The following is a 22,466-nucleotide window of genomic DNA, read 5'->3' as shown; positions in this document are numbered from 1 at the left end:
GAAGCGACATGAAGCTGCGCCTTTTCCCCCAGGAACCTGCCGGGCTGGTACTGCTCGCGCAGATGGCCGGCGTCATCGTGGCGGCCACGGGTACGCTGTCGGAGATCCTTGGCGCGCCTGCCAGCGAGCATGAGCGGCTCAGTGAGGAACTGCACGAGCACGAGTCCAAGTCGTTGGACCTGCACTTCGCGCTCCTGACGCACATGCGCACCAGCTTTGTGAACCCGCTCCCCCGCGAGGACATGTACACGCTGTCCCGCCACCTCAACGAGGCCATGGAAAAGCTCGATGCCGCCGGTGAACTCGTGGCGCTCTACAAACTGGACCGCCTGCCCAAGCGGGCCGCCGACCAGCTGGAAATCATCAGCCGGCAGGCCGAGCTCACCGTGGATGCCATGCGCAAGCTCGAGGACCTGGACGAACTCGAGGACTACTGGATCGAAATCCTACGGCTTGCCAAGCGGGCCGAGCGGACGCACCGGATCTGGGTGGCCGAGATGCTCAAGGACATGAAGTCCACGCAGTACGCCCGGCACCGGGACATCGCCAACGAACTGGTGGAAGTCACCAAGGACATGCGGAAGATCGCTACGCAGGTAGGCAGCATCATCGTCAAGGAATCCTGACGTGACCACTGCCATCCTTGTCCTCGTGGTGGGCTTGGCCGCAGGATTCGCGTTCCTGAACGGCTTCCGTGACGTCTCGAACGCCGTAGCGCTTTCCACCAGGACGCGCGCCCTCACGCCGTCCATTGCCGTGCTCCTGGCGGTGATCTTCAACTTTGTGGGTGCCATGCTGAGCGGCGGCTTCGTGCTCGCGTTTACACAGGACTGGATCACCCTCCCGTCCGGCGCAAGTGGTTTGACCATGCTCGCTTCCGCCTTGGCCGCAGCGATCCTTTGGGGCGTCTATGCCTGGTGGCGGGGCATTCCACTGTCCTCCACGAACTCGCTCATGGGCGGCTTGATCGGGGCCGGAACCGCGAGTGTCCTGGTGGGCGGCAACTTCATCGATGGCGTGGACGCCGTGCTGTTGACGCAGGTTGTGCTGCCCTTGGTGGTTTCGCCCGTGCTGGCGTTCGTCGCCGCCTACTTGCTGGTTTGGCCGGTGACGTGGGCCGCCCGTTACGCCCAGCCCAATGTCATCAACCGGCGGTTCCGACGCGCACAGGCAGTGTCCTCAGCGGCGGTGGCGTTCGGCCACGGCTTGCAGGACGGACAACGCACGACGGCGGTCCTCCTCCTTGCGCTGGTGGCGGCGGGACTCGAATCCGGCGGGAGCGTACCCTTCTGGATCCTCTTCGTCACGGCCCTCATGCTGACGGCCGGAACACTGTTCGGGGGCTGGCGGATCTCGCACAACCTCGGGCACAGGATGATCCGGATCGACCCGCTGCGGGGGTTCGTGGCGCAAACCCTGACGTCGATAATGCTGTTCGTCGGCGCGATCGGCCTGCATTTCCCGCTCTCCACCACGCACACCCTCACGGCCTCGGCCCTGGGCGCGGGAACCAACCAGCGCTTCCACGTGACCAACCGCCGGCTGGTGCGCCGGATCCTCCTTTTCTGGCTGGTCACCCCGATCATCACGGCGGCCGTGGCTTTCATCCTCGAGCTGGCCTTCTCGCCCCTCGCGGACCTCTAAACCGACGGTTGGCAAGAAAAAGCGACGGCGGCCGTACCCCCAAGGCGACGGCCGCCGTCGTAATTCGCCGGCTCCCCCCATAGAAGCCGGAGCCTGCGGAACCCTTATCCGAAGCGGCCGGACACGTAGTCCTCGGTGGCCTTCTGGGACGGGTTGTTGAAGATGGACGTGGTGTCGGCAAACTCGATGAGCTTGCCCGGCTTGCCGGTGCCGGCGATGTTGAAGAAGGCGGTCTTGTCCGAGACGCGGGCGGCCTGCTGCATGTTGTGGGTCACGATCACCACGGTGTACTGGTCCTTGAGCTCGTTGATGAGGTCCTCGACGGCCAGGGTGGAGATGGGGTCCAGGGCGGAGCAGGGCTCGTCCATGAGGATCACCTGGGGTTCAACGGCTATGGCGCGGGCGATGCACAGACGCTGCTGCTGGCCACCGGAAAGGCCGGAGCCAGGCTTGTCCAGGCGGTCCTTGACCTCGTTCCAGAGGTTGGCACCAAGCAGGGACTTCTCCACCAGCGCGTCTGCCGCACCCTTGGAGATCTTCTTGTTGTTCAGCTTCACGCCGGCCAGCACGTTGTCCCGGATGGACATGGTGGGGAACGGGTTGGGTCGCTGGAAGACCATGCCGATCTGGGTGCGCACGGTGACAGGGTCCACGCCGGGACCGTAGAGGTTGTCGCCGTCGAGCAGGACTTCACCCTCAACGCGGGCGCCCGGAAGGACCTCGTGCATGCGGTTCAGGGTGCGCAGGAAGGTGGACTTGCCACAGCCGGACGGGCCGATGAAGGCCGTGACGGACTTGGCTTCGATGTTGATGTTGACGCCTTCAACGGCAAGGAAGTTGCCGTAGTAGACATTCAAGTCTTTGACGTCGATGCGCTTGGACATGATGTTCCTTTGTTCCTTGGGGGTCTGGAAGTTTTTTGTAGTAGCAGCCCGGCTGCTAGCGGCCCGGCTAGCGTCCTGTTTTCGGAGCGAAGATGCGGGCAATGAGGCGTGCTCCGAGGTTCAGGAGCATCACCAGGATGATCAGCACCAGGGCGGCGCCCCAAGCACGCTGGTCCGAAGGACCGGGGTTGGACGGCGACGTCGGGTTGAGGATCTGCGTGTAGATGAACGTGGGGAGGGAGGCCATCCAGCCGCCGAACACGTTGTTGTTGATGGTGGTGGCGAAACCGGCGGTGACCAGGATCGGCGCGGTTTCACCGATCACGCGGGCGATTGCCAAGGTGACGCCGGACGCGATGCCGGAGATCGCCGTCGGAATGACTACCTTCATGATGGTGCGCCACTTGCGGACGCCCAGCGCGTAGGAAGCTTCGCGGAGTTCGTTCGGGACGATCTTGAGCATTTCCTCACTGGAGCGGACAACCACGGGGATCATGAGGACGGAAAGCGCGACGGCGGCTACCGCACCGGTCTTGGTTCCGGGCCCGACGATCGCGAAGAAGAACGCCGCGGCAAAGAGGCCTGCCACGATGGACGGGATGCCGGTCATGACGTCCACGAAGAACGTGATGGCCCGTGCCAGCGGACGGTCGTTGCCGTACTCCACCAGGTAGATCGCGGTCAGCAGGCCAACAGGCACCGAGATGACGGTGGCCAGCAGGGTGATCTGGATGGTGCCGAGCAGCGCGTGGTAGATACCGCCGAGGACCTTGCCGCCCTCTTCCACTGCCTTGTTGTCGAAAGCGCCGGTCACGCCGTTCATGGAAGTTCCGAGGAAGCCCGGGGTGATCAAGCCGGGAATACCGTTGACCAACACGGTCCAGATGACCGAGACCAGCGGCAGGAGTGCGATCAGGAAGGCACCGACCACCAGGCAGGTGGCCAGCTTGTCCTTTGCCTTGCGGGCACCCTCAACGGCGCCGCTCCAGGCGACCAGGCCTATGGCGAACAGGATGGCCGAGACCAATCCCCAGCCGAAGGCGTTGAAGCCGATGAGTGCCAGGATGGCGGCACCAAGGATCAAAGCGACGGCCAGGACGATGTAGGGCGCGAACTTCGGCAGTTTGCCCTTGGTGAGCGCTGAGCGCTTGCGGACTACTGTGGCGGTCATTTAGTTGGCTCCCGAGAATTCTTTGTGCTTGCTGATGATCCAGCGGGCAATCATGTTCACGCCAAGGGTGATGACGAACAGCACCAGGCCGGCGGCGATCAGCGTGTTCACCTTGATGCCGCTGGCTTCGGGGAAGTTCAGTGCGATTTCGGCAGCGATGGTCTGGTTGCCGGACTGGATCAGGCTCGCGGTCAGCACGCCGGAGGAGAGCACCAGTGCCACGGCCATGGTTTCGCCGAGCGCACGGCCCAGGCCCAGCATGATCGCGCTGATGATGCCCGGACGGCCGAAGGGCAGCACGGCCATCTTGATCATTTCCCAGCGGGTGGCTCCCAGTGCCAAGGCGGCTTCCTCGTGCAGCTTGGGGGTCTGCAGGAAGATTTCGCGGGAGAGGGAGGTGATGATCGGCAGGACCATGACGGACAGGACGATGCCTGCGGTCAGGATTGTCTTGCCCGTAGCGGAGGCGGGGCCCTGGAAGAGCGGGATCCAGCCCAGGTTGTTGGCCAGCCAGTCGTAGGCCGGGGAGATTTCCTTGGCCAGGAACGCCGCACCCCACGCGCCGTAGACAACGGAGGGGATCGCCGCGAGGAGGTCCACTACGTAGCCGAGCCCCGAAGCGAGGCGGCGGGGGGCGTAGTGGGAGATGAACAGGGCCACGCCGATTGCTACGGGGGTGGCGATGACGAGGGCGATGACGGCGGCAATCAGAGTGCCGACGACGATCGGGGCGATGTAGGCAAAGAAGCCGTTCCCGCCTTGGATGTCCTCCGCCGGAGCGACGAGCGCAGGGATGGCCTGAACCACAAGGAACAGCGCGACTCCGAAGAGGACCGCGAGAATCAGGCACCCTGCGGCCAAGGCGGCCCCGGAGAAAACCTTGTCCCCGGCGCGTCCGGCGCCTTGGGAGGTTGTCAGGGAGTTGGTGGTCACTTCACGATCCTTCAGGTCTCAGTGAACTGGTCTTACATGGCTAAGTTCCCTGCCCCGCCCCAGCGGCGCTTCGGCCACCGGCACGCGGGACAGGAAACTTCGATGTTCAGCCGGGTTCGGTCAAAACCCGCCGGGAAACCTTAGGACTTGGCCTTGATGGTCTCGATGGCGGACTTGGCCTTGTCCTGCAGCGTCTTGGAGAGCGGCGCGGACTTTGCGGCGTCAGCAGCGGTCTTCTGGCCCTCGTCGGAAACGACGTAGGATTCGAAGGCCTTGACCAGATCGGCAACTTCCTTGGTCTCGTAGGTGGTGCAGACCACGTGGTAGGAGACGAGGACAACCGGGTAGGCACCGGCAGCGGTGGTCTTGCGGTCCAGCTTGATGGCGACGTCGTTGGCGGCGCGGCCTTCAACAGCGGCGCCGGCCTCGACGGCCTTGGCAGCAGCTTCAGCAGAGATCTTTACGAACTCTTCGCCGACCTTGATGGAGGCGGTGCCCAGCTTGCCGGAGACAGCGGAGTCGTCTGCGTAGGTCACGGCACCGGGGGTGTCGGTGACGGTCTTGACCACGCCGGAGGTGCCCTTGGCGTTCTCGCCCTGGAGGCTGGCCGGCCAGACGCCTGCAGCCTTGTCCGTCCAGACCTCGGGAGCAGCGGCTGCGAGGTAGTCGGTGAAGTTGGTGGTGGTGCCGGAATCGTCGGAGCGGTTGACCGGGGTGACCTTGAGGTCCGGCAGGGTGACGCCGGCGTTCAGGGCTGCGATGGCGGGATCGTTCCAGTTGGTGATCTGGCCGCGGAAGATCTTGGCAACCGTGGTGGCGTCCAGCTTCAGGTCGGTGATGCCCGGAACGTTGAAGGCAACGGCGATCGGGGAGATGTAGACCGGGATGTTGATGGCACCCTCAGGACCGCACTTGGCCTTGGAAGCCTCAAGCTCGTCGTCCTTGAGGTAGGCGTCGGAACCGGCGAACTGTGCCGAGCCGTCGATGATGGCCTTGCGGCCTGCGCCGGAACCATCCGGGGAGTACTGAACGGTGGCGCCCTGGTTGGCGGTAGCGAAGCCGGCCTTCCAGGAATCCATTGCAGCGCCGGTGGAGGAGGCGCCGATGCCGGTGAGCGTGCCGGTGACCTTGGTGCCGGAGGCACCGGTCTGGGTGCTGGCCGGCGTGTTGGTTGCGTTGTCCGAACCACAAGCGGTGAGCGCCAGGGCCCCAGCTGCGATGACCGCGATTGCCGCGTTGCGGCCGAAGTGAGTTACCTTCACTTGAATGTGCCCCTTCCAGGGATTTTCAGATGCTGCCGAACGGAGTTTCCGGCGTGAGTGATCTATCGGACCTTTTGTGCCTTTACTGACGGTAAGGAGCGCAGGTAACGGGACCTGTGGTGAAAAGTGAACGGGAAGTGAACGACGGCGGACCATTGGGTTATGTGGCGCGCGCCACCTTGAGCGGTGCTTGCCTTCCCGTCCGGCGTTCGTGGCGACTGTGCGCCTGTCAGGTTCGAGGGCTGGTGCGGTCCGGCAAATAGACTGGAAGGCATGGCCGCCACGAAGGGACTTTCCGCAAGCAAGAGGTTTGTCCGCACCCGCCTGCGGACGGGCCTGGTCCGGAGCCGGACCTCCTTGGTGCCGGCCATCCAGATGACGGTCTGCGCGGTGGGTGCCTACGCTTTCGCCGAGTACGTCCTGGGACATCAGGGCCCCCTGTTCGCTGCCACTTCGTCCTTGATTGCCTTGGGGTTCTCCCGCGATCCCCGCTTGCGCCGCGTGATCGAGGTGGGACTGGGCTGCACCCTGGGCATCGTGGTTGGCGACCTCCTGCTTCACTGGCTGGGAGCCGGAATCTGGCAGGCCGCCGTCGTCCTTCTTTTCTCCATCCTGCTGGCCAGGTTCCTGGACAGCGGCACGATTTTCACCACGCAGCTGGGGTTGCAGTCGTTGCTGGTGGTGCTGCTGCCGGCACCTGCCGGCGGACCGTTCACGCGCAGCCTGGACGCCGTGGTGGGTGGGGTTTTCGCGCTCCTGGTGACCATCCTGGTGCCGAAAGATCCGCGCCAGGAGCCCCGCAAGGACATCCAGAAGATCATGCATGAACTGGCCGAGATCCTGCGGGAATGTGCCAAGGCCATGCTGGACAGCGATTCGACCGCTGCGTGGCACGCCCTGATCCGCGGCCGCAATTGCCAGCCGTTGGTGGATCGCATGCGGCAGACCCTGCGGGCTTCCGGCGAAGTGGCCACGCTCGCCCCTGCCCACCGCCGGCACCGCGACGAACTCGCCAGCCTGGAACATTCGCTGGAGTACATCGACCTCGCACTGCGTAACAGCCGCGTCTTCGCCCGCCGGCTGACCAGCGCCATCAACCACGCCGCGTTGTCCGACGAAGCGACCGACAGCATCTCCGAAGTCCTCATGGAAACCGCCGCGGCCGTGGACGAGCTGACCATAGGACTCTCCGAGCAGAGCGAAGGAACCCGCCGGGCCCACTTGCGCCGTGCCCGGTCCGACCTCACCATGATCGCCTCACGGCTCCACCCCAAGATGCTTGACGTGCACCGGCTCGAAGGCGAAACCGTGGTGATGCTGTTCCGGCCGCTCATGGTGGACCTGCTGGAAGCGAGCGGATTGGAACCCGAGGAAGCCCGCGCGGTTCTCCCGCCGTTGTAGGAAGCCCGCCGAGATGGCATTTAATGCCAATCCGGCACCCAAACATTGGCATTAAATGCCATCTCGCGGGTCCTCACAGCGAAGGCCCAGACGGTCCGGGGATAATGGGCCGATGCTTCCTGCTACCCCAGTGCGCCCCTCCCTGCGCTTCAGGCCGGCGCCAGCCTTGCGGTTGCGCCAGCGGCTGCTGTTCCTGTGGGCCGGATCGCTGTTCGTTGCCGGGGACGTGGTGTTCTGGCTGATGTTCGCCGCCGTCCTGTCCTCCAGTGGCCTGGCAACCCTTGACGGGGCCGTCCACACGTTCGTGGTGGACTCCCGCAGCCCCCTTTCCACCGCCTTCCTTGGCGCGGTTTCCGGGGTCACCTCGCCCACCGTGATGTCGGTTGTTGGCGGCATGGTTGCCATCGCGTGGGCCGTCTGGAAGCGCGAACTCTGGCGCCCCGCGGTGCTGATGGGAGCCATGGTCCTCTCGGTGGTGTTGGCCACTGTCATCAAGTTGGACGTCTCGCGCTCCCGCCCGCCGTCGTCGGACTTCCTCCTGGGTCCCGACGACGCCCTGTCCTTCCCCTCCGGCCACACGCTCGGGGCCGCGGTTTTCGCGTCGGTCCTCGCCTATTTGCTCGTCTCGCGTTCCGGTACGCGTACGACGGCGGTGCTCGCCTACGCCGGCGCCGCCCTCCTCACGCTGGTGGTCGCCTACAGCCGGCTCTACCTGGGGTACCACTGGCTCACGGACGTGGTGGCGTCGCTTGGGGTGGCGTTGGGCGTGCTGGGCCTGGCGGTTTTCGTGGACTCGGCGAGGCACGGAAGGTCCGCCTAGCATTGGCCGCTGGGCCGCCTAAATTCCTCTCCCATTCTTATTGTTGCGAGGGCAACTACTCGGTAGCCTATGCATCATCGTGAGCACAATCACGGGTTCGCATGTAATCATCTGGGGAGACATACATGAAACGTTCCTTGCTTGCTTTAACGGGTGCTTTGGCTGTTGCACTTGCCGGGCCCATAGCGCCGGCCGCAGCCGCCACAACACCAGCACAAGTAGCCACCGGGTTCTCCGGTTCGGCTTACGGTTCCTACATTTTCAACGCAGACAAAACGCTGACTTCGGGTCCAACAGCGAATTCGGGCGTCAGCTGCACGGGTGCTACCGGAAGGACTTCCACCGCCACAGCCGCAGGATTGAACCTTCCCGCCGTGGGAACTGTCGGCGCCGCGTCCACGAGCGTGAAAACCCTGTTGACCGCCACAGGAAAACGCATCGAAGCGCAGTCAACTGTCGCCGGCACCAACCTGCTTGGCGGACTCATCACCGCGGGGACAATCACCTCGGCCAGCTCCGCTGACAAGAACACCAGTGGTGCTTTCACTGGCACCAATGCCACAACCATCGCCAACCTCAAGGTCCTGGGCCTTCCGGTCAGCGCCAATCCGGCACCCAACACGGTCCTCGACCTGAACGTTCCGCTGGTGGGATCGGTGGGCAAGGTGACCCTCAACGGCCAGGAGAAACGAGCCGTCACCGGCGGCTACATCGTCACGACTACGGCGCTGCGGGTTGAAATCCTCAAGACAGGACTCGCCGGGATCAAGGTGGGAACGGACATCCGCGTCGGCGTCAGCACCGCGGGCCTGGGTCCGGCACAGACCGGTTACCTGGCCGGAACGGGCTTCAGCACGCGGGCTGTCCTGGCCAATGGTTTGCTGGGGTCCAACCCCACGGCCCTGGCCTACGCCAAGTGCGGTGGCGGAACGAACAATGCCAACCTGGCTTCCACCAACATCCTTGGGCTGGCAACTGCCGGGGCTTCTTCAACGGCAACCACCGGGGTCCTGACACCACAGCCAAAGGTCACGGTCACCAATACGATTGCGGGGCTCAACCTCCTCAATGGGGCAATCCAGGCCGACGGCATCAAGGCGGAGACCAGCGCAACCAGGACGGCGACGGGTACAACGGTGACGTTGACTGATACGTCCACGTTCACCAACCTGAGGGTTGCGGGCTTGCCGGCCATCAATGCATCGGTTGCACCGAACACGGTGGTCAATGTGGCAGGTTTGGGCACGGTCACCCTGCACAAGGTCAGCAAGTCGTCCACCAGCATCATCGTCACCATGATTGATGTAGTCATCAGCCAGCCGATTGGCTCGCTGCCAACGGGCTCGAGGATCCAGATTGGTTACTCGAGCACGGGCGTCGTCCAGTAAGCATTCCAGGCTGGAACAGGACGGCCCGTCAGCCCTTCGGGGTTGGCGGGCCGTCCTATTCTGTCAGTGCTCCGCACTAACCTTGGATCCATGGCTTCAAAGACCTCCCGCGCTTCCAAGACCCCTGCGTACAAATGTGCCGAATGCGGCTGGACCGCCATCAAATGGGTGGGTCGTTGCGGCGAGTGCCAGGCGTGGGGAACCGTTGAGGAGTACGGTGCCACGGTTGCCCGGACGACGGCGGCTGCCACCGTTTTGGAGCCTGCCCGCCGCATAGCCGAAGTGGATGGGACGACGGCGGCCTTCCTGCCCACCGGGGTGGACGAACTGGACCGGGTCCTGGGTGGCGGGCTCGTCCCGGGTGCCGTGATCCTTCTTGCCGGGGAACCCGGTGTCGGGAAGTCCACGCTCCTGCTGGATGTAGCCGCGAAGTTCGCCCGCACCGGGCAGGACGTCCTGTACGTCACGGGCGAGGAGTCGGCGGCGCAGGTGAAGCTGCGCGCTGAGCGGATCGACGCCGTCGCCCACACCCTGTATCTGTCGGCCGAAACAGACCTCGGCCAGGCACTGGGGCAGGTGGAGAAACTCGAACCGAAGCTCCTGATCGTGGACTCCGTGCAAACACTTAGCAGTGCGGACGTCGAGGGCAGCGCCGGCGGAGTATCGCAGGTCCGCGAGGTGGCGGCTTCCATCATTGCTGCTGCCAAACGGCGCAACATGACCACGCTGCTGGTGGGCCACGTGACCAAGGAGGGGACCATCGCCGGTCCGCGCCTGCTGGAGCACTTGGTTGATGTGGTGTGCCAATTCGAAGGCGAGCGCCATTCCCGGTTGAGGCTGCTCCGCGCCGTCAAGAACCGCTACGGCGCCACGGACGACGTCGGATGCTTCGACCTGAACGAGGCCGGCATCGAAGGCCTTGCCGATCCCAGCGGGCTCTTCGTGTCGCGGACGCGCGAACCCGTCTCGGGCACCTGCATCACGGTGACCATGGAGGGCCGCCGGCCGCTGCTGGCCGAGGTGCAGTCCCTCCTGGCAGAAAGCGCGAATGCGCAGCCTCGGCGTGCCACCAGTGGCCTTGAGAGTTCCAGAGTGGCCATGCTCCTCGCCGTCCTGCAACAACGGGCCGGCTGCATGCTCCATAAGGACGACTCCTACGTTGCCACCGTTGGCGGCGTTAAGCTCACTGAACCGGCCACGGACCTTGCCGTAGCGTTGGCCGTCGCTTCCGCCAAGTCCCGGAAGGCACTCCCCCAGCGGCTCATTGCTTTTGGCGAGGTTGGCCTGGCCGGCGAGGTGCGTCCTGTCCCGGGGATCAACCAACGGATCCAGGAGGCCCACCGCCTGGGCTTCACCCACGCGATTGTTCCGGCTAGTCCGGCGGGTGCCGGGGTGATCCCTGATGGCTTCTCGGTCCGCGAAGTAGGGCATCTGGCGGAAGCATTGGAGCTGCTCATCACGTAGCCGATGCGGGGTGTCGAATCCCCGTCGGCACCGGCGTGGGCAAGGATGAGACCCATGACCAAGAGAACTGTGCTTATCGGGGGACGCTTTTTCTTTGGCCTTCTGACCCTGGTTGCCGTGGCGACGCAACTGGTGGTCCACATAGGGCTGGGTTACGACGTCGGAAACTTTTTCAGCTATTTCACCAACCTGTCCAACATCTTCGCTGCCGTCGTCCTGCTGATCAGCGGTTACCGGGTGCTGATCCGGAAACGGCCCAGTGAGGCGGACGACGTCAGCCGCGGAACGGCGACGATCGCCATGGCCGTGGTCGGTATTGTCTTCGGCGCCCTGCTGGCCGGCGAGGACCTGGGCTCCATGGTGCCGTGGGTCAACTTCGTGGTGCACTACCTGATGCCCGTGGTGATGGTGGCCGACTGGCTCTTCCAGCCGCCCCGGGCAAAGCTGGAACTCCGGCACATCCCGTACTGGCTGATCTATCCCATTGCGTACCTGGTCTACAGCCTTGTCCGGGGATCGATCGTGAACTGGTATCCGTACTGGTTCATCAACCCGGACCGCGCCGGTGGATGGGGTGGCGTGGTGGTCTATGCGATTGCCATCGCCGTGGGCTTCCTCATTGTGAGCCTCGCGATGCTGTGGCTGGGGAACAAGCTGAAGCGCCAAGTGGATTACTAGGCCGAAAGCCGCCAGCACACCATGCTGTCCAAGAGCATTTCCTGGGCCACTCTGAACATAACAAAATGGCCCACTTTGGGGCTTGCTGGTGCGGTTAACGGTGCTCGGAAGCCATATCATGGTGCTTGTCGTCATCAGGGCATTTTCACGGGTGCCTCCCGATGCCGGATTCAGCTTGTCTGTGAGCCGAGGCTTGCACCTTCGAAGGGAAACCCCATGGCCCGGAGCCCGGAAGAATCGCTCAAGGCGACTCTGGCCAGAGTCGCGCCCGGAACTCCGTTGCGTGACGGACTGGAACGGATCCTTCGTGGCCGCACCGGCGCACTGATCGTGCTGGGCTCGGACCGCACCATCGACTCCATCTGTTCGGGTGGTTTCGAGATCGGCATCGAGTTCTCCCCCACGCGCCTTCGCGAGCTGGCCAAGATGGACGGCGCCATCGTCTGCGACAAGGACGCCAGCAACATCATCAAGGCCGCGGTCCAGCTGGTTCCGGATTCAAGCATCGAAACCCAGGAATCCGGCACCCGTCACCGCACGGCCGAACGGGTGGCCATCCAGACCGGTGTTCCGGTGATCTCGGTGAGCCAGTCCATGCAGATCATCGCCCTTTACGTGAACGGCCTCCGCCATGTGCTGGAAGGCTCCGAGAAGGTGCTGGCCCGCGCAAACCAGGCCCTCGCAACCCTGGAACGGTACAGTGCAAGGCTGGACCAAGTCACCAGCTCGCTCTCGGCTCTGGAAATCGAGGCGCTGGTCACCGTCAGGGATGTTGCCGTGACCTTGCAGCGGCAGGAAATGGTCCGCCGCATCTCGGAGGAAATCGCCCAGTACGTCCTGGAACTTGGCGAGGATGGCCGCCTGCTGTCGCTGCAGCTTGAGGAACTCACCACGGGACGCGGTCCGGGCAGCGACGTCATCATCCGCGACTACTCGGACCCGGACGCCACACCTGAGGAGATCGAAGAGGCCGTCCAGGCCCTGCTGAACCTGGGTCCCACAGAGCTGATCGACCTCAGCAAGATTGCCCACATCATCGGCTTTGCCGGTGGCGTGGAACAACTGGACGCAGTAGTCCAGCCGCGCGGTTACCGCCTCTTGTCCGGGCTCAAATCCGTCCCGAAGGCAGTGTCCGACCGTCTGGTGGACTACTTCGGCGGACTCCAGAACCTCATGGCGGCAACCATCGACGATCTCATGACGGTGGACGGCATCGGCGACCAGCGCGCCCGTACGGTCCGCGAGGGGCTCAGCCGGATGGCAGAAGCCAGCCTCCTGGACCGCTTCCTCTAAGGCAACTGCCGCTGTTAAGGCGATTGCCGCCGTCGTACGTCACGCTCAAGCCGCGCTAGTTCAGCTGGAAGACGGCCTTCGGGCTCGCCTTGTTACCCAGCCGCGCCTCGAACGTGTAATACGCGCCGCCGGCACCCGGCTTGGCAGTGATGGCGCCGCAGCCTTCCAAAGTGCGGTTGCGCTGCCACGGGAAGTTGGCGGTCTCGCTCTTTCCGGGCTGGATGGTCTGGATGAGGTCCACGCCACCGGTCTGGCAGTCCTTGGAGGAGAAAATCCGGTCCGCGCCGCTCATGATCAGGTACTCCATTTGTGAAGTGCCCACGTTCACCTCGCACGGCGCCGATCCGCCGTTGGTGATGGTCATGGTGAGCATCGGAAGCTCTTCGGCGGCGTAAGCGGGTTTGTCCGTTTTGGCCGCGACGGTCATGAGGTTGAAGTCGCACACCGGAGTGGGCGAGGCCGATGGCGTTGCTGCCCCTGCGGAGGGGGTGCTTGCCTGTGTTGGAGCGGTGGTTGCAACCGGGGTATTCACGGGCTCCGGCTCGGTACCGCCCGCGAGCGCCCGGCTGATCGCGGAGATACCGGCCACCATGAGGGCGATCACTACCAGCAAGCCGATGAGCACCACCAGGCGACGACGGCGGTACACGGCAGGGCTCGGGCGTCGCTTTCGCGTCGGCGCGGCTGAGCGCGCGGACGTCTGCTGCTTACCCTGGGTGGCCATGTTTCTAGGCTAGGTGGCGCGCCCTCCATGCACCCCACCACCACGCCGCCAGCCGGCAATGTGACGTCCACCATGGGCACGTGCAAAGCCTGGGCGCGCCTCGGATTCCACTAGAGTAGAGGCAGCATGGCACTCCCAGACACCGATGAACTGACGCAGCTCCACGAGGCTTTGGACCTGTGGTTTGCCCGGACCGCCCGCGACCTTCCGTGGCGCGAACCGGACTGCAGCCCGTGGGGGATCCTGGTCAGCGAAGTCATGCTCCAACAAACGCCCGTGGTCCGGGTCCTTCCCGTGTGGCTCGATTGGATGGAGCGCTGGCCCACACCGTCGCATCTGGCCCGAGAGCCCTCGGGCGAAGCCGTCCGGCATTGGGGCAGGCTGGGATACCCGCGCCGGGCCCTCAGGCTGCACGCGGCCGCTGTCGCCATCCGGGATGACCACGGCGGCGAGGTGCCGGACAACTATCCCAAGTTGTTGGACCTGCCGGGCGTCGGCAATTACACGGCCGCCGCCGTCGCCGCTTTTGCTTTTGGCCGACGCGAGACCGTGGTGGATACCAACATCCGGCGCGTGCACGCCCGGCTCATTTCCGGCCACGCCCTGCCGGCCCCCACGCTCACGGCCGCCGAAATGCGCATGGCCGACGCCCTCCTCCCCGAGGACCGCAAGCTCTCGGTTCGCTGGAACGCCTCCGTCATGGAACTCGGTGCCATGGTTTGCACGGCACGCAGCCCCAAGTGCGCTGACTGTCCCGTCCGCGAAAGCTGCGCCTGGCTCGCCGCGGGTGAGCCGCCGCCGTCGTACGTTCCCAAGGGCCAGGCATGGCACGGCACCGACAGGCAGGTGCGCGGGGCCGTGATGGCGGTGCTGCGCGAAGCGGCCTCGCCGGTGCCCCGGGACATGTTCGAGCAGGCGCCCGCGGACCTCGGGTTCGCGCCGTCGGGTGTCGGGATACCGCTGGCTGCGCTTCACCGCCTCAATTCGGCGCCGGAACAGCTGGAGCGGGCCTTGGACGGACTGCTGCGGGACGGCTTGGCGGAAATGCACGACGGCGGCCTCCGGCTTCCCGCGTAGGGCGGCCGGGGCCGATTGCGGTTCCGCATCGGACGCCTCCCCAGTGTAACGATGCAGGGCCATTGGAGCGGCCTGAACTGCCCCAGACTCCCCCTGGACCTAGGCTGAAGCCATGGGGAAAATTGGGGTTGCCTTGGCCATTGCCGGCGGAGCTGTGTTGCTTGGCGGCTGCTCTCTTGGGCCCGTCGCGTGTCCGGCGGTGGGACAGGTGACGGGGGTATCTGTGACGGTGGCGGGCTCGTATTCATCGTCCGTCGGCACCCTGCATCTCAAGGTGTGCCAGGACAGTGCGTGCCATGAGGGCGACCTGGCGTTGTACCCGGGTACGGTGGCGGTCGACCAGGGATGCAACGAGGCAGGGGTGTGCTCGGCGACGCCCACTTTTGACGGGACAGTCCGTGGGCTCCTGGAATTGCCCGCACTGTCCGAGACTCCCATGGACGCCACCATGACCGGGACTTCGCCATCGGGCACTGCTCTGCCCGTACGGACCCTGACCTTCACGCCCAAGGGCAGTTATCCGTTCGACGAGCAATGCCAGAGGTTCATCACGGCCAGCCTGGTTTTGGACGCGGAAGGTTTGCGCCAGGAATAGTTGCATTGCTATGGCTAATTAATCTTCCTGCGGGTAATCTCACGTGTGCCCGGGTGATGAACGTAGGGGAGGCGTCGTGCACGTTTCGGAGAGTTCTGTCGATGTGCACTCCAAACAACGGGTGGCGGCAATGGAGTTGACCGCCAGAATCCAACGAACCCACGGCCCGGAGCTGCGGGGCTTCCTGGCCATGTTGACCTCCGGGTCGGGTCAGTTGAATCCCGGGCGAAGGCAACACCGGATGGGTCCCACACCAGCCATGGAAGACCACACCATCAAACTGACCCTGGTGGCCGAGTCTGCCGAGTTTGGGTGGTTTACCGCCGGACCGGCACCAAAGGGCAGTTGTATTACTTTGTCCCTCGCAGCCCACCACGAAGAGAGCGGCTTGCCGGCAACACTCCCGCGGGCTGAGTGCGAGGCGTGGATGCGCGCCCTCTTCGGAAATACCTGGATGCCCTACGTCTACATTTGTGAATGCTCCACGGGGTCCCGCGTTGTGTCCTACCGTGTGCATCTCGATGCCTTGCAGAAGCCGGTGGCCAAGCCAGTGGAAGTGCTGGCGGAGGGGTGCAGGCCGTTGGGCAACTCGTAGTTTTTCGGTGTCTTGAGGACCCCGGTGGAACGGGCGGCCCTGTGCCCCATGGCCGCCCGTTCCGGCTCAGTCGATCCGCTGGCGGCCCAGGCGGGCGTAGATGTCGGGGCGCTTGGTCCGCAGGAAGAAGGCATAGACGATGCCGCCGAAGAAAAGCGCGAAGGTGAACGTCATGAAGATGAGGGTCAGGACTGCCGAACCGCCGATCAGTTCGGGGTAGTTGGCGATGGCCAGGTACGTGATGGCTCCAAGGAACAAAACACTGATGATGGGTGCGACGATGGTCTTCCACACCGATTCCGGCGCGAAGCCACGGTGGCGGATGAAGTAGACCAGGACGGCGAAGCTCGTGATGAACATCAGGAGCAGCACAGCGAAGGTTCCGCTGCCGCTGGCGATCGGATAGAGCACCTCAGGGGCAACGCCGAGGACCGTGAACACCACGATTGCGGCCGCCCACACGAGGCCCACGGCCAATGCCGAGACGTACGGCGACTTGTGCTTCGGGTGGACCCGGCCCAGTAACCGGGGAAGAGCGTGGTCCGAGGCAAGCGCAAAGCTGTACCTGACGGCGATGTTCTGGATGGACAGCATGCAGGCCAGGACTGACGTGATGAGCAGGATGACGGCGACGTCCGCGAAGATTCGTCCCACGAGGCCCACGAGCGCGTCATTGAAGAGGTTCACGGTGTTACTCGAGGCCTCGGCCTGGATTTTGTCCGCACCAAAGAATGCGATGAAGGCCCACGCTGCCACTGCGTAGAAGATGCCGATGCCCACGACGGCCAGATAGGTGGCCCGGGAGATGGTCTTGTCCGGGTTCTTGACCTCGTCCCGGTAGATCACGGTTGCCTCGAAACCGAAGAAGTTGCCTACTGCGAAAAGGAGTGCCAGGCCCAGCGTTGCGTCGGTAATCGACGGCAGCGCAAGTCCTGCGCCCTGCACTGCTTCCAGTCCGTTGGTGGCGAAGGACACCACATCGAACACAACGATCACCGCCACTTCCAGCAGCATGACAATGGTCAGCAGCTTGGCCGAAAGATCAATGCGGTTGTAGGCCAGCAGCGTAGTGACAGCCGTAATGGCCAGCGCGTACCAATACCAGGGGATGTCAGGCCCGCCCAGGGTGTTGACCACGAAGCCCTGGAGCGTCACACCAAAGAAGGACGGCGCGAAGAAGCCGATGAAAATATAGCCGAACAGCGCAAGGAAGGCAATATAGCCGAACAGCGCAAGGAAGGCACCTCCCAGTCCGGCGGGCTTGCCGAGCCCTGCGGTGACAAAGGAGTAGAAGCCACCAGGGCCTTGGACGCTGCGGCTCATCTTGACGAATCCCACGGAGAAGATCAGCAGCATGAGCGTGACCAGCAGGTAGATGGCCGGCGCTGTCTGCCCACTGAACATCAGCAGGACCGGAAGGGTTCCCGCTACCGTTGCCAAGGGTGAGGAGAAGGCGAGCACGTTCATCACGAGCTCTCCGACTCCCATGTTGCCGCTAAGCCGGTTCTCCTGGGTGCGACGCGACACCTTTGGTGCGTCAAGGGTGGTGTTATTCATGTAATCCTCATCACTGAATATTGAGTTCCACATCACAGTAGCGACGGGTTGGGGAGGGGCTGTGTGCCATGTTGGGACAGCGCCATGTTGGGACAGCGCCGGCTACGTACCGACGCGGCTTCCGGTACTGACTTCGAGCAGGGAACGGGACAAGGCCACCCCGTGGTCCGCCAGGCTTTCCAGCTGGGCAGCCGTGCCGTCCCAGGCGGACCAGTGGGCAGCGCCGTCAAGCAGCGTGAAAATGGCCTGGATGGTTTGGTGGGATACCGCCAGCCCCGTCTCCTCCGCCGCGGCCGCATACATCTGCTCGTGCAGGCTCTGCCAAAGGGACAACTCATGACGCAGGCCTTCCCCCAGGAAACCCGCCACCCTGTCCGAGGCAACCAGCAGGTTCCAGAGCTCCGCCTCGGGCCTGCTCACCTGCTGGACCACATGGAAGCGGACAAGGGCCGCCCAAGCGTCACCCGCGCAGGGAATGTGCTGAACGGCTTCCAGAAGCTCGCGGGCGAATCCATGGGTAAACCAAAGGAGCGACTCCGCCACAATCTGGTCCTTGCCCTGGGGAAAAGTCGAGTAGAGGCTCGGCGCTTTGAGTCCCAACTCGCGGCCGAGCGTACGCATGCTCACCGAGTTGTAACCGTTCGTGGCAGCCAGCCGAAGGAAAGCCAGAAGAATCCGTTTCCGGGCGGGCGTCTGCGACGACCAGTCACGTTTCGACAGGAACTCCTGGACAGCAGCGTTCGCCTGCTCACGCGGAGATGGACTCATTTCATCCTCAAAGGGTGGTAACAGAATGAGTCTAACTAACAGTCGTTAGCTTGAGAAGACCGCAGCCACACCGAGTCGCCCCGCCCAATGAGGCAGTCGGCAAAACGCTTCCCTACCCGGCCCACTACGAGCTCGTCCGTGTATCCATCGCAGCTTGTGAGGGTGACGCCAAGGGCCGAGAGCGTGAGGGAACCCTGGGGCACTGTCTTGACGCGCCTCCCCGCATAGCCCATCTGGTGCCAGTCGCTCCCCCACGGCACTTCGATCAGGGCGGAGGCCGCAGGGGCCGAAAACCACCTGACCGTGTGCTTGGAACGGCAAAGGCGCCTGATCAACGTTCGCGGTGGCATGTCCAGAAGCAGGCACGCCGTCGCCAGGTCCGGCCCCGCCGAACCGCCGAAGTCGACGGGAATGACGAGGGTTGAAGGCGGGTCATCCCCCGGCGCCAAGCCTGCCGGGGACGCGGCTGCCATCCCTCCGGATTCATGCCTGGCCATCTCTGCCTCCTGGAATGAAGAAGCGGCCGCAGCGCCTGAACACAGTGCCAGGGAACAAGCGCTACGGACCGCAGATTATGGGTGTCAGGACCCAGGCGTTGGCCAGGGCGAGGCGTCGCTGGTGTCGCGGCCTTCTGCCATGTCCTGAAGGAGACGGTGAACGAGTTTCCCGGAGCGCTTCAGTTGAAGGTCGGTCCGTTCGCCGAGATCGGTTTCGTTGAAGTGTGCCGATGCCCGCAGCCACTCGACGTGCCGTCCGTGTGCGAGCTTCTTGTTCATCATCGAGATCAACTCTCAAAATAGGTGGGTTATTGGGCTACTTCCAGCATCCGTCCCGGCGTCCCGGCCCAACCGTGTCAGTTTGGGACACGGTTGGGACACCCTCCAAACGCGGTCTGCATCGGCCGAATTCAGCCAAGGCTGATGCCCGCAGCGACGATGAAAACACCGCTCGCAGCAACCAGGAAGGCCGCGGCTCCCAGGGGAACCGCATGGACGCCCCGAAAGCTGGCCGTGGCCCGGGCTTCACGGGACGATCCCGCGAAATGCCCGCCCGCCAAGCGCAATCCGGCCGCTACGAGGATGAGAAAAATGCCGACGTACACCACTTAGTCCTCCGTCCATCGGGCACTCAGCGGGTCCAAGGCAATCGCCATGTGCTTGCTGGAGCGATCGGGGTCAATCTGCGAGACCTGCATGGCACAGCTGAACCCGTCGGTGAGCACGAGCCCGTCACCGCTGTCCAGCGCCGGCACCATGGAATGCTCGGCCACCTTCATGGACATGTCGAAGTGCTCCGCCTCAAAGCCAAAGTTTCCGGCCACTCCACAGCACGACGACGATTCCACGACGTTCGGCACTCCCCACGCCTCCAGGACCCGTTTCTGGGCACCTGACCCGAAGATTGCGTGTTCGTGGCAGTGGGTTTGCAGGACAGCGGTTTCGGGCGGAACCGCGGACGGCTTCCAGCCACGCTTGATCGCTTCGTCGATGGCCACGGAGAACGAGCGGACCCGGGAGGCCACGCGCGCGGCAGCCGCTCCGCCCACCATCTTGGGCCCCTCGTCGCGGATGGCCGCCGCGCAGCTGGGCTCCAGCACCACAATGTCCCGGTTCGTGCCGTCGTCGAGCCTGCTGATCAACCTGGCCAAGCGGCGCCGGGCACCGTCGCGCTGACCGGTGGAAATCCACGTCAGTCCGCAGCAGGCGTCCGGCGTGCACCCTACAGAACGACCAGAGTCGCGCAGCACCCGGGCTGCGGCGGGGACCACCTCGGGACGGAAGGCTCGGGTGAAGCTGTCAATGAACAGGAGAATGTCCGCGTTGTCCGCGAACTGGGCTTCCCGGACCCGCCGCCGTATGCGAGCCGACGGCGCGAAATCCGGGAGCCGCCGTCGTGCGCTGACGCCCAACTTTTCGCCCACCCAACGGAAGGGACCGAAGCCGGTCCCCGCGTTGGCGACGGGTGCGATACGCGTCAACAGCGGCAGCCACCGCGGCAGCCAACCGATCGAATAGTGGGTGAAGGGCCGGATCTTGCCGCGGTAGTGCTCGTCCACCAGCTCCGACTTGGCCTCCGCGATATCCACCCCCGTGGGGCAGTCAGCCGAGCAGGCCTTGCAGGAAAGGCAGAGATCCAGTGCTTCCCTGACCTCCGGACTGGACCAGCCGCCGTGGCTTGTGCCTTTGGTCCGGGTAAGTTCCTGCAGGACCCTCGCCCGGCCCCGCGTCGAGTCCTTCTCGTCCTTCGTGGCGCGGTAGCTGGGACACATGAAACCACCAGTCGTTGCCCTGCAGCGCCCAACACCGATGCACGCGTGGGTGTTGCCGACGAACGGGCTCGCCACCGGGAGCAGGCTCCGGTTTCCGGAGGAAGGCGCGACGGCGGCACCCGCCACCGGGAGCAGGCTGCGGTTTCCGGAGGAAGGCACGACGGCGGCACCCGCCACCGCGACCGGCTCACCGTGCGCCGGGCCCGGCAGGGGCACGCCCTCAAGAGCCAGGGAGGCAGCGAAGGGCTCGGGATCCACGATGATTCCCGGGTTCAGGATTCCGGCAGGATCCCAGAGGTGTTTGAACGCCCTGAAGATGCCCACCATGGCGGGCGAATACATCACGTCCAGCAGTTCGCTGCGTGCCCGGCCGTCCCCGTGTTCCCCCGAAAGCGAGCCGCCGTGGGCCACCACGAGGGCCGCTGCTTCGCGGGTGAAGTTCTCAAAGGACTCCCGGCCAGTACCGCTTCGGAGGTCGTAGTCCAGGCGCATGTGCACGCAGCCCGCACCAAAATGCCCGTACATGAAGGCGGTGTAGCCGTACTTCTCCACGAGGGGCAGCAGTTCCGCGAGGTAGTCCGCCAAGCGCTCGGGAGCGACAGCGGAATCCTCCCAGCCGGGCCATGTCTGGACACCGTCGATCCTGCGTGAGGAAAGCCCCGCGCCGTCTTCGCGGACCCGCCACAGTTTGGCCCGTTCTGCCGGCTCGGTGACGATCGCGTGGTCCACCACGCGGCCGTCAGCTTTGAGTTTCTCCAGCAGCTGGTCACAGTCGGCGGCGGCTTGTTCCATGGTGTCCGCCGGGAACTCGACCATCAGGAACGCCTTGCCCTGCGGGAGGGAGTCCACGCTGGCGGCACCCCGGCGGTGGCGCATGATGTCCACAATCGAGGCGTCCAGGCCCTCGATGGCGCTTGGCTTGGCCGCAAGGATGGTCATCACATCACGGGCCGAATCGACTGTGTTCGCGTAGCCGAGGCACAGGAGCGCCGTGGTCCGGGGCTTGGGCACCAATCCCACTTTGGCCCGGACCACCAGGGCGCACGTTCCTTCGCTGCCTGCCAGGGCAGCCGCCACATCCAGGCCGTTCTCGGGCAGGAGGTGTCCCAAGTGGTACCCGGAGACCTGCCGGGGAATATTTCCCAGCTCAACCCGGAGCGGGGCCAGGTTGGCTTGGGCCAACTCCTTCAGGGCCGCCAACAGTTCCGCGGCCCGGGCAACGGAGTGCTGGTCACCCGCGTCCACGGCCCGGAGGAAGTCGCGTCCCGCATGCAGGTGGGCTCCGTCTGCCGTAACCAGTTCTACTTCCTGCACATGCTGGGTCATTCGCCCGTAGGCCACCGAGTGGTTTCCGCAGGCGTCGTTGCCGATGGAGCCGCCAATGGTGGCCCGGGTCATGGACGAAGGATCCGGGGCGAAGGTCAACTCCCCGCCGCTCGCCTTCTCGACGTAGGAGCGCAGTTCGCCGAGGACGACGCCGGCGTCCGCCCAGACCGCCGCCGCACCGCCGTCGAGAGTTTCAATGCTGGTCAAGCGGCGCGAAAGGTCGATCACCAAGGACTGGCCGATTGCGTTGCCCGCCATGGACGTTCCGCCGCCACGCGCGGTAACCGGGACGCCTAGCGTGGAACAGGCACGCAACACCTTCCTGACGTCCTTGACGCTCGCGGGGAAGGCGACGGCGGCGGGCCGGACACGGTAGTTGGAAGCATCGTAGGAGTACTCGGAGAGCCGTCGCGGGGAGTCATCCACCTCGATGCCTTGCCCGCGCAGGGCGGCAAGCAACTGCTCTACTTTCGTGTCTCCGTCGTCACTATGGGGCATGTTGGCCGTCTCCAATTCGTAGTGGTCCGCTGGAAGTTTAGGCAGGCCCGCACCCTGCTGGAATGTGCCAAAACAGAACGGGCACAGCGGAGGGATCCGCTGTGCCCGTGCTTTTATTC

At 64.5% G+C, this 22,466-nt stretch carries 22 protein-coding genes; 11 read left to right on the top strand and 11 right to left on the bottom strand.

The genetic code is table 11. The annotated features are described in order from the left end of the window. Positions 1-8: 8 nt before the first annotated feature. Together ACIPV6_RS05600 and ACIPV6_RS05595 are read left to right on the top strand one after the other, a co-directional pair. Positions 9-626, top strand: a complete 618-nt coding sequence (locus ACIPV6_RS05600) for a DUF47 domain-containing protein (RefSeq protein WP_400269922.1) — start codon at positions 9-11, stop codon at positions 624-626. Position 627: 1 nt separating this feature from the next. Continuing rightward, a complete protein-coding gene (locus ACIPV6_RS05595; protein WP_400269921.1) occupies positions 628-1,644 on the top strand; it encodes an anion permease in 1,017 nt (338 codons plus the stop codon). A 104-nt stretch (positions 1,645-1,748) separates the two neighbouring features. On the opposite strand, the gene pstB is transcribed toward ACIPV6_RS05595, so the two are convergent. From pstB to pstS, 4 genes are all read right to left on the bottom strand, one after another. After that, the gene (pstB, locus tag ACIPV6_RS05590) at positions 1,749-2,528 is read right to left on the bottom strand and encodes a phosphate ABC transporter ATP-binding protein PstB (RefSeq protein ID WP_400269920.1); all 780 of its coding nucleotides are present in this window, start codon (positions 2,526-2,528) and stop codon (positions 1,749-1,751) included. A 67-nt stretch (positions 2,529-2,595) separates the two neighbouring features. Beyond that, positions 2,596-3,699, bottom strand: a complete 1,104-nt coding sequence (gene pstA, locus ACIPV6_RS05585) for a phosphate ABC transporter permease PstA (RefSeq protein WP_400269919.1) — start codon at positions 3,697-3,699, stop codon at positions 2,596-2,598. Then, a complete protein-coding gene (pstC, locus tag ACIPV6_RS05580; RefSeq protein ID WP_400269918.1) occupies positions 3,700-4,632 on the bottom strand; it encodes a phosphate ABC transporter permease subunit PstC in 933 nt (310 codons plus the stop codon). It lies immediately after the preceding gene. A 140-nt stretch (positions 4,633-4,772) separates the two neighbouring features. Beyond that, positions 4,773-5,894, bottom strand: coding sequence for a phosphate ABC transporter substrate-binding protein PstS (gene pstS / locus ACIPV6_RS05575; RefSeq protein ID WP_400269917.1), 1,122 nt, complete (start codon positions 5,892-5,894; stop codon positions 4,773-4,775). Between the two features lie 273 nt (positions 5,895-6,167). Here pstS and ACIPV6_RS05570 point away from each other — a divergent pair, with 273 nt between their 5' ends. The 6 genes from ACIPV6_RS05570 to disA all read left to right on the top strand — a co-directional run bounded on the left by ACIPV6_RS05570 (position 6,168) and on the right by disA (position 12,938). After that, positions 6,168-7,295, top strand: a complete 1,128-nt coding sequence (locus tag ACIPV6_RS05570) for an aromatic acid exporter family protein (RefSeq protein WP_400269916.1) — start codon at positions 6,168-6,170, stop codon at positions 7,293-7,295. Positions 7,296-7,407: 112 nt separating this feature from the next. Beyond that, positions 7,408-8,115 (top strand): phosphatase PAP2 family protein, encoded by a 708-nt coding sequence (locus ACIPV6_RS05565; RefSeq protein WP_400269915.1) that lies wholly within the window; start codon positions 7,408-7,410, stop codon positions 8,113-8,115. A 125-nt stretch (positions 8,116-8,240) separates the two neighbouring features. After that, positions 8,241-9,503: a choice-of-anchor P family protein gene (locus ACIPV6_RS05560; RefSeq protein ID WP_400269914.1), complete on the top strand. Its 1,263-nt coding sequence runs from the start codon at positions 8,241-8,243 to the stop codon at positions 9,501-9,503. A gap of 90 nt (positions 9,504-9,593) precedes the next feature. Then, entirely contained in the window at positions 9,594-10,967 is a 1,374-nt protein-coding gene (gene radA / locus ACIPV6_RS05555; protein WP_400269913.1) for a DNA repair protein RadA, read from the top strand. A 54-nt stretch (positions 10,968-11,021) separates the two neighbouring features. Beyond that, complete coding sequence (locus tag ACIPV6_RS05550) at positions 11,022-11,645, top strand: Pr6Pr family membrane protein (RefSeq protein ID WP_400269912.1); 624 nt, start codon at positions 11,022-11,024, stop codon at positions 11,643-11,645. 216 nt (positions 11,646-11,861) lie between these two features. Next, entirely contained in the window at positions 11,862-12,938 is a 1,077-nt protein-coding gene (disA, locus tag ACIPV6_RS05545) for a DNA integrity scanning diadenylate cyclase DisA (protein ID WP_400269911.1), read from the top strand. A 55-nt stretch (positions 12,939-12,993) separates the two neighbouring features. Here the strand turns inward: disA and ACIPV6_RS05540 are convergent, their stop codons facing one another. Next, entirely contained in the window at positions 12,994-13,662 is a 669-nt protein-coding gene (locus tag ACIPV6_RS05540; RefSeq protein ID WP_400269910.1) for a hypothetical protein, read from the bottom strand. Positions 13,663-13,788: 126 nt separating this feature from the next. On the opposite strand from ACIPV6_RS05540, the gene ACIPV6_RS05535 reads away from it, so the two are divergent. The 3 genes from ACIPV6_RS05535 to ACIPV6_RS05525 all read left to right on the top strand — a co-directional run bounded on the left by ACIPV6_RS05535 (position 13,789) and on the right by ACIPV6_RS05525 (position 15,929). Continuing rightward, positions 13,789-14,739, top strand: coding sequence for an A/G-specific adenine glycosylase (locus ACIPV6_RS05535; RefSeq protein ID WP_400269909.1), 951 nt, complete (start codon positions 13,789-13,791; stop codon positions 14,737-14,739). 112 nt (positions 14,740-14,851) lie between these two features. After that, entirely contained in the window at positions 14,852-15,334 is a 483-nt protein-coding gene (locus ACIPV6_RS05530; RefSeq protein WP_400269908.1) for a hypothetical protein, read from the top strand. A 241-nt stretch (positions 15,335-15,575) separates the two neighbouring features. Further along, positions 15,576-15,929 (top strand): hypothetical protein, encoded by a 354-nt coding sequence (locus tag ACIPV6_RS05525; protein WP_400269907.1) that lies wholly within the window; start codon positions 15,576-15,578, stop codon positions 15,927-15,929. A gap of 66 nt (positions 15,930-15,995) precedes the next feature. Here ACIPV6_RS05525 and ACIPV6_RS05520 read toward each other — a convergent pair whose 3' ends face one another. The 6 genes from ACIPV6_RS05520 to ACIPV6_RS05495 all read right to left on the bottom strand — a co-directional run bounded on the left by ACIPV6_RS05520 (position 15,996) and on the right by ACIPV6_RS05495 (position 22,347). Continuing rightward, complete coding sequence (locus tag ACIPV6_RS05520; RefSeq protein WP_400269906.1) at positions 15,996-17,486, bottom strand: APC family permease; 1,491 nt, start codon at positions 17,484-17,486, stop codon at positions 15,996-15,998. 102 nt (positions 17,487-17,588) lie between these two features. Beyond that, a complete protein-coding gene (locus ACIPV6_RS05515) occupies positions 17,589-18,254 on the bottom strand; it encodes a TetR/AcrR family transcriptional regulator (RefSeq protein ID WP_400269905.1) in 666 nt (221 codons plus the stop codon). A 35-nt stretch (positions 18,255-18,289) separates the two neighbouring features. Then, on the bottom strand, positions 18,290-18,751 hold the full coding sequence (locus ACIPV6_RS05510) for a hypothetical protein (protein WP_400269904.1): 462 nt from the start codon (positions 18,749-18,751) through the stop codon (positions 18,290-18,292). A gap of 84 nt (positions 18,752-18,835) precedes the next feature. After that, a complete protein-coding gene (locus ACIPV6_RS05505; RefSeq protein ID WP_144663148.1) occupies positions 18,836-19,033 on the bottom strand; it encodes a hypothetical protein in 198 nt (65 codons plus the stop codon). A 128-nt stretch (positions 19,034-19,161) separates the two neighbouring features. Next, entirely contained in the window at positions 19,162-19,356 is a 195-nt protein-coding gene (locus tag ACIPV6_RS05500; RefSeq protein WP_400269903.1) for a hypothetical protein, read from the bottom strand. A gap of 3 nt (positions 19,357-19,359) precedes the next feature. Next, on the bottom strand, positions 19,360-22,347 hold the full coding sequence (locus ACIPV6_RS05495) for an FAD-binding and (Fe-S)-binding domain-containing protein (protein ID WP_400269902.1): 2,988 nt from the start codon (positions 22,345-22,347) through the stop codon (positions 19,360-19,362). Positions 22,348-22,466 lie beyond the last annotated feature (119 nt).

Origin of the sequence: Paenarthrobacter sp. NPDC089988 (genome assembly GCF_044748465.1) — a bacterium.
Taxonomy (GTDB): domain Bacteria; phylum Actinomycetota; class Actinomycetes; order Actinomycetales; family Micrococcaceae; genus Arthrobacter.
This window is presented reverse-complemented; position numbering and strand designations above follow the sequence as displayed.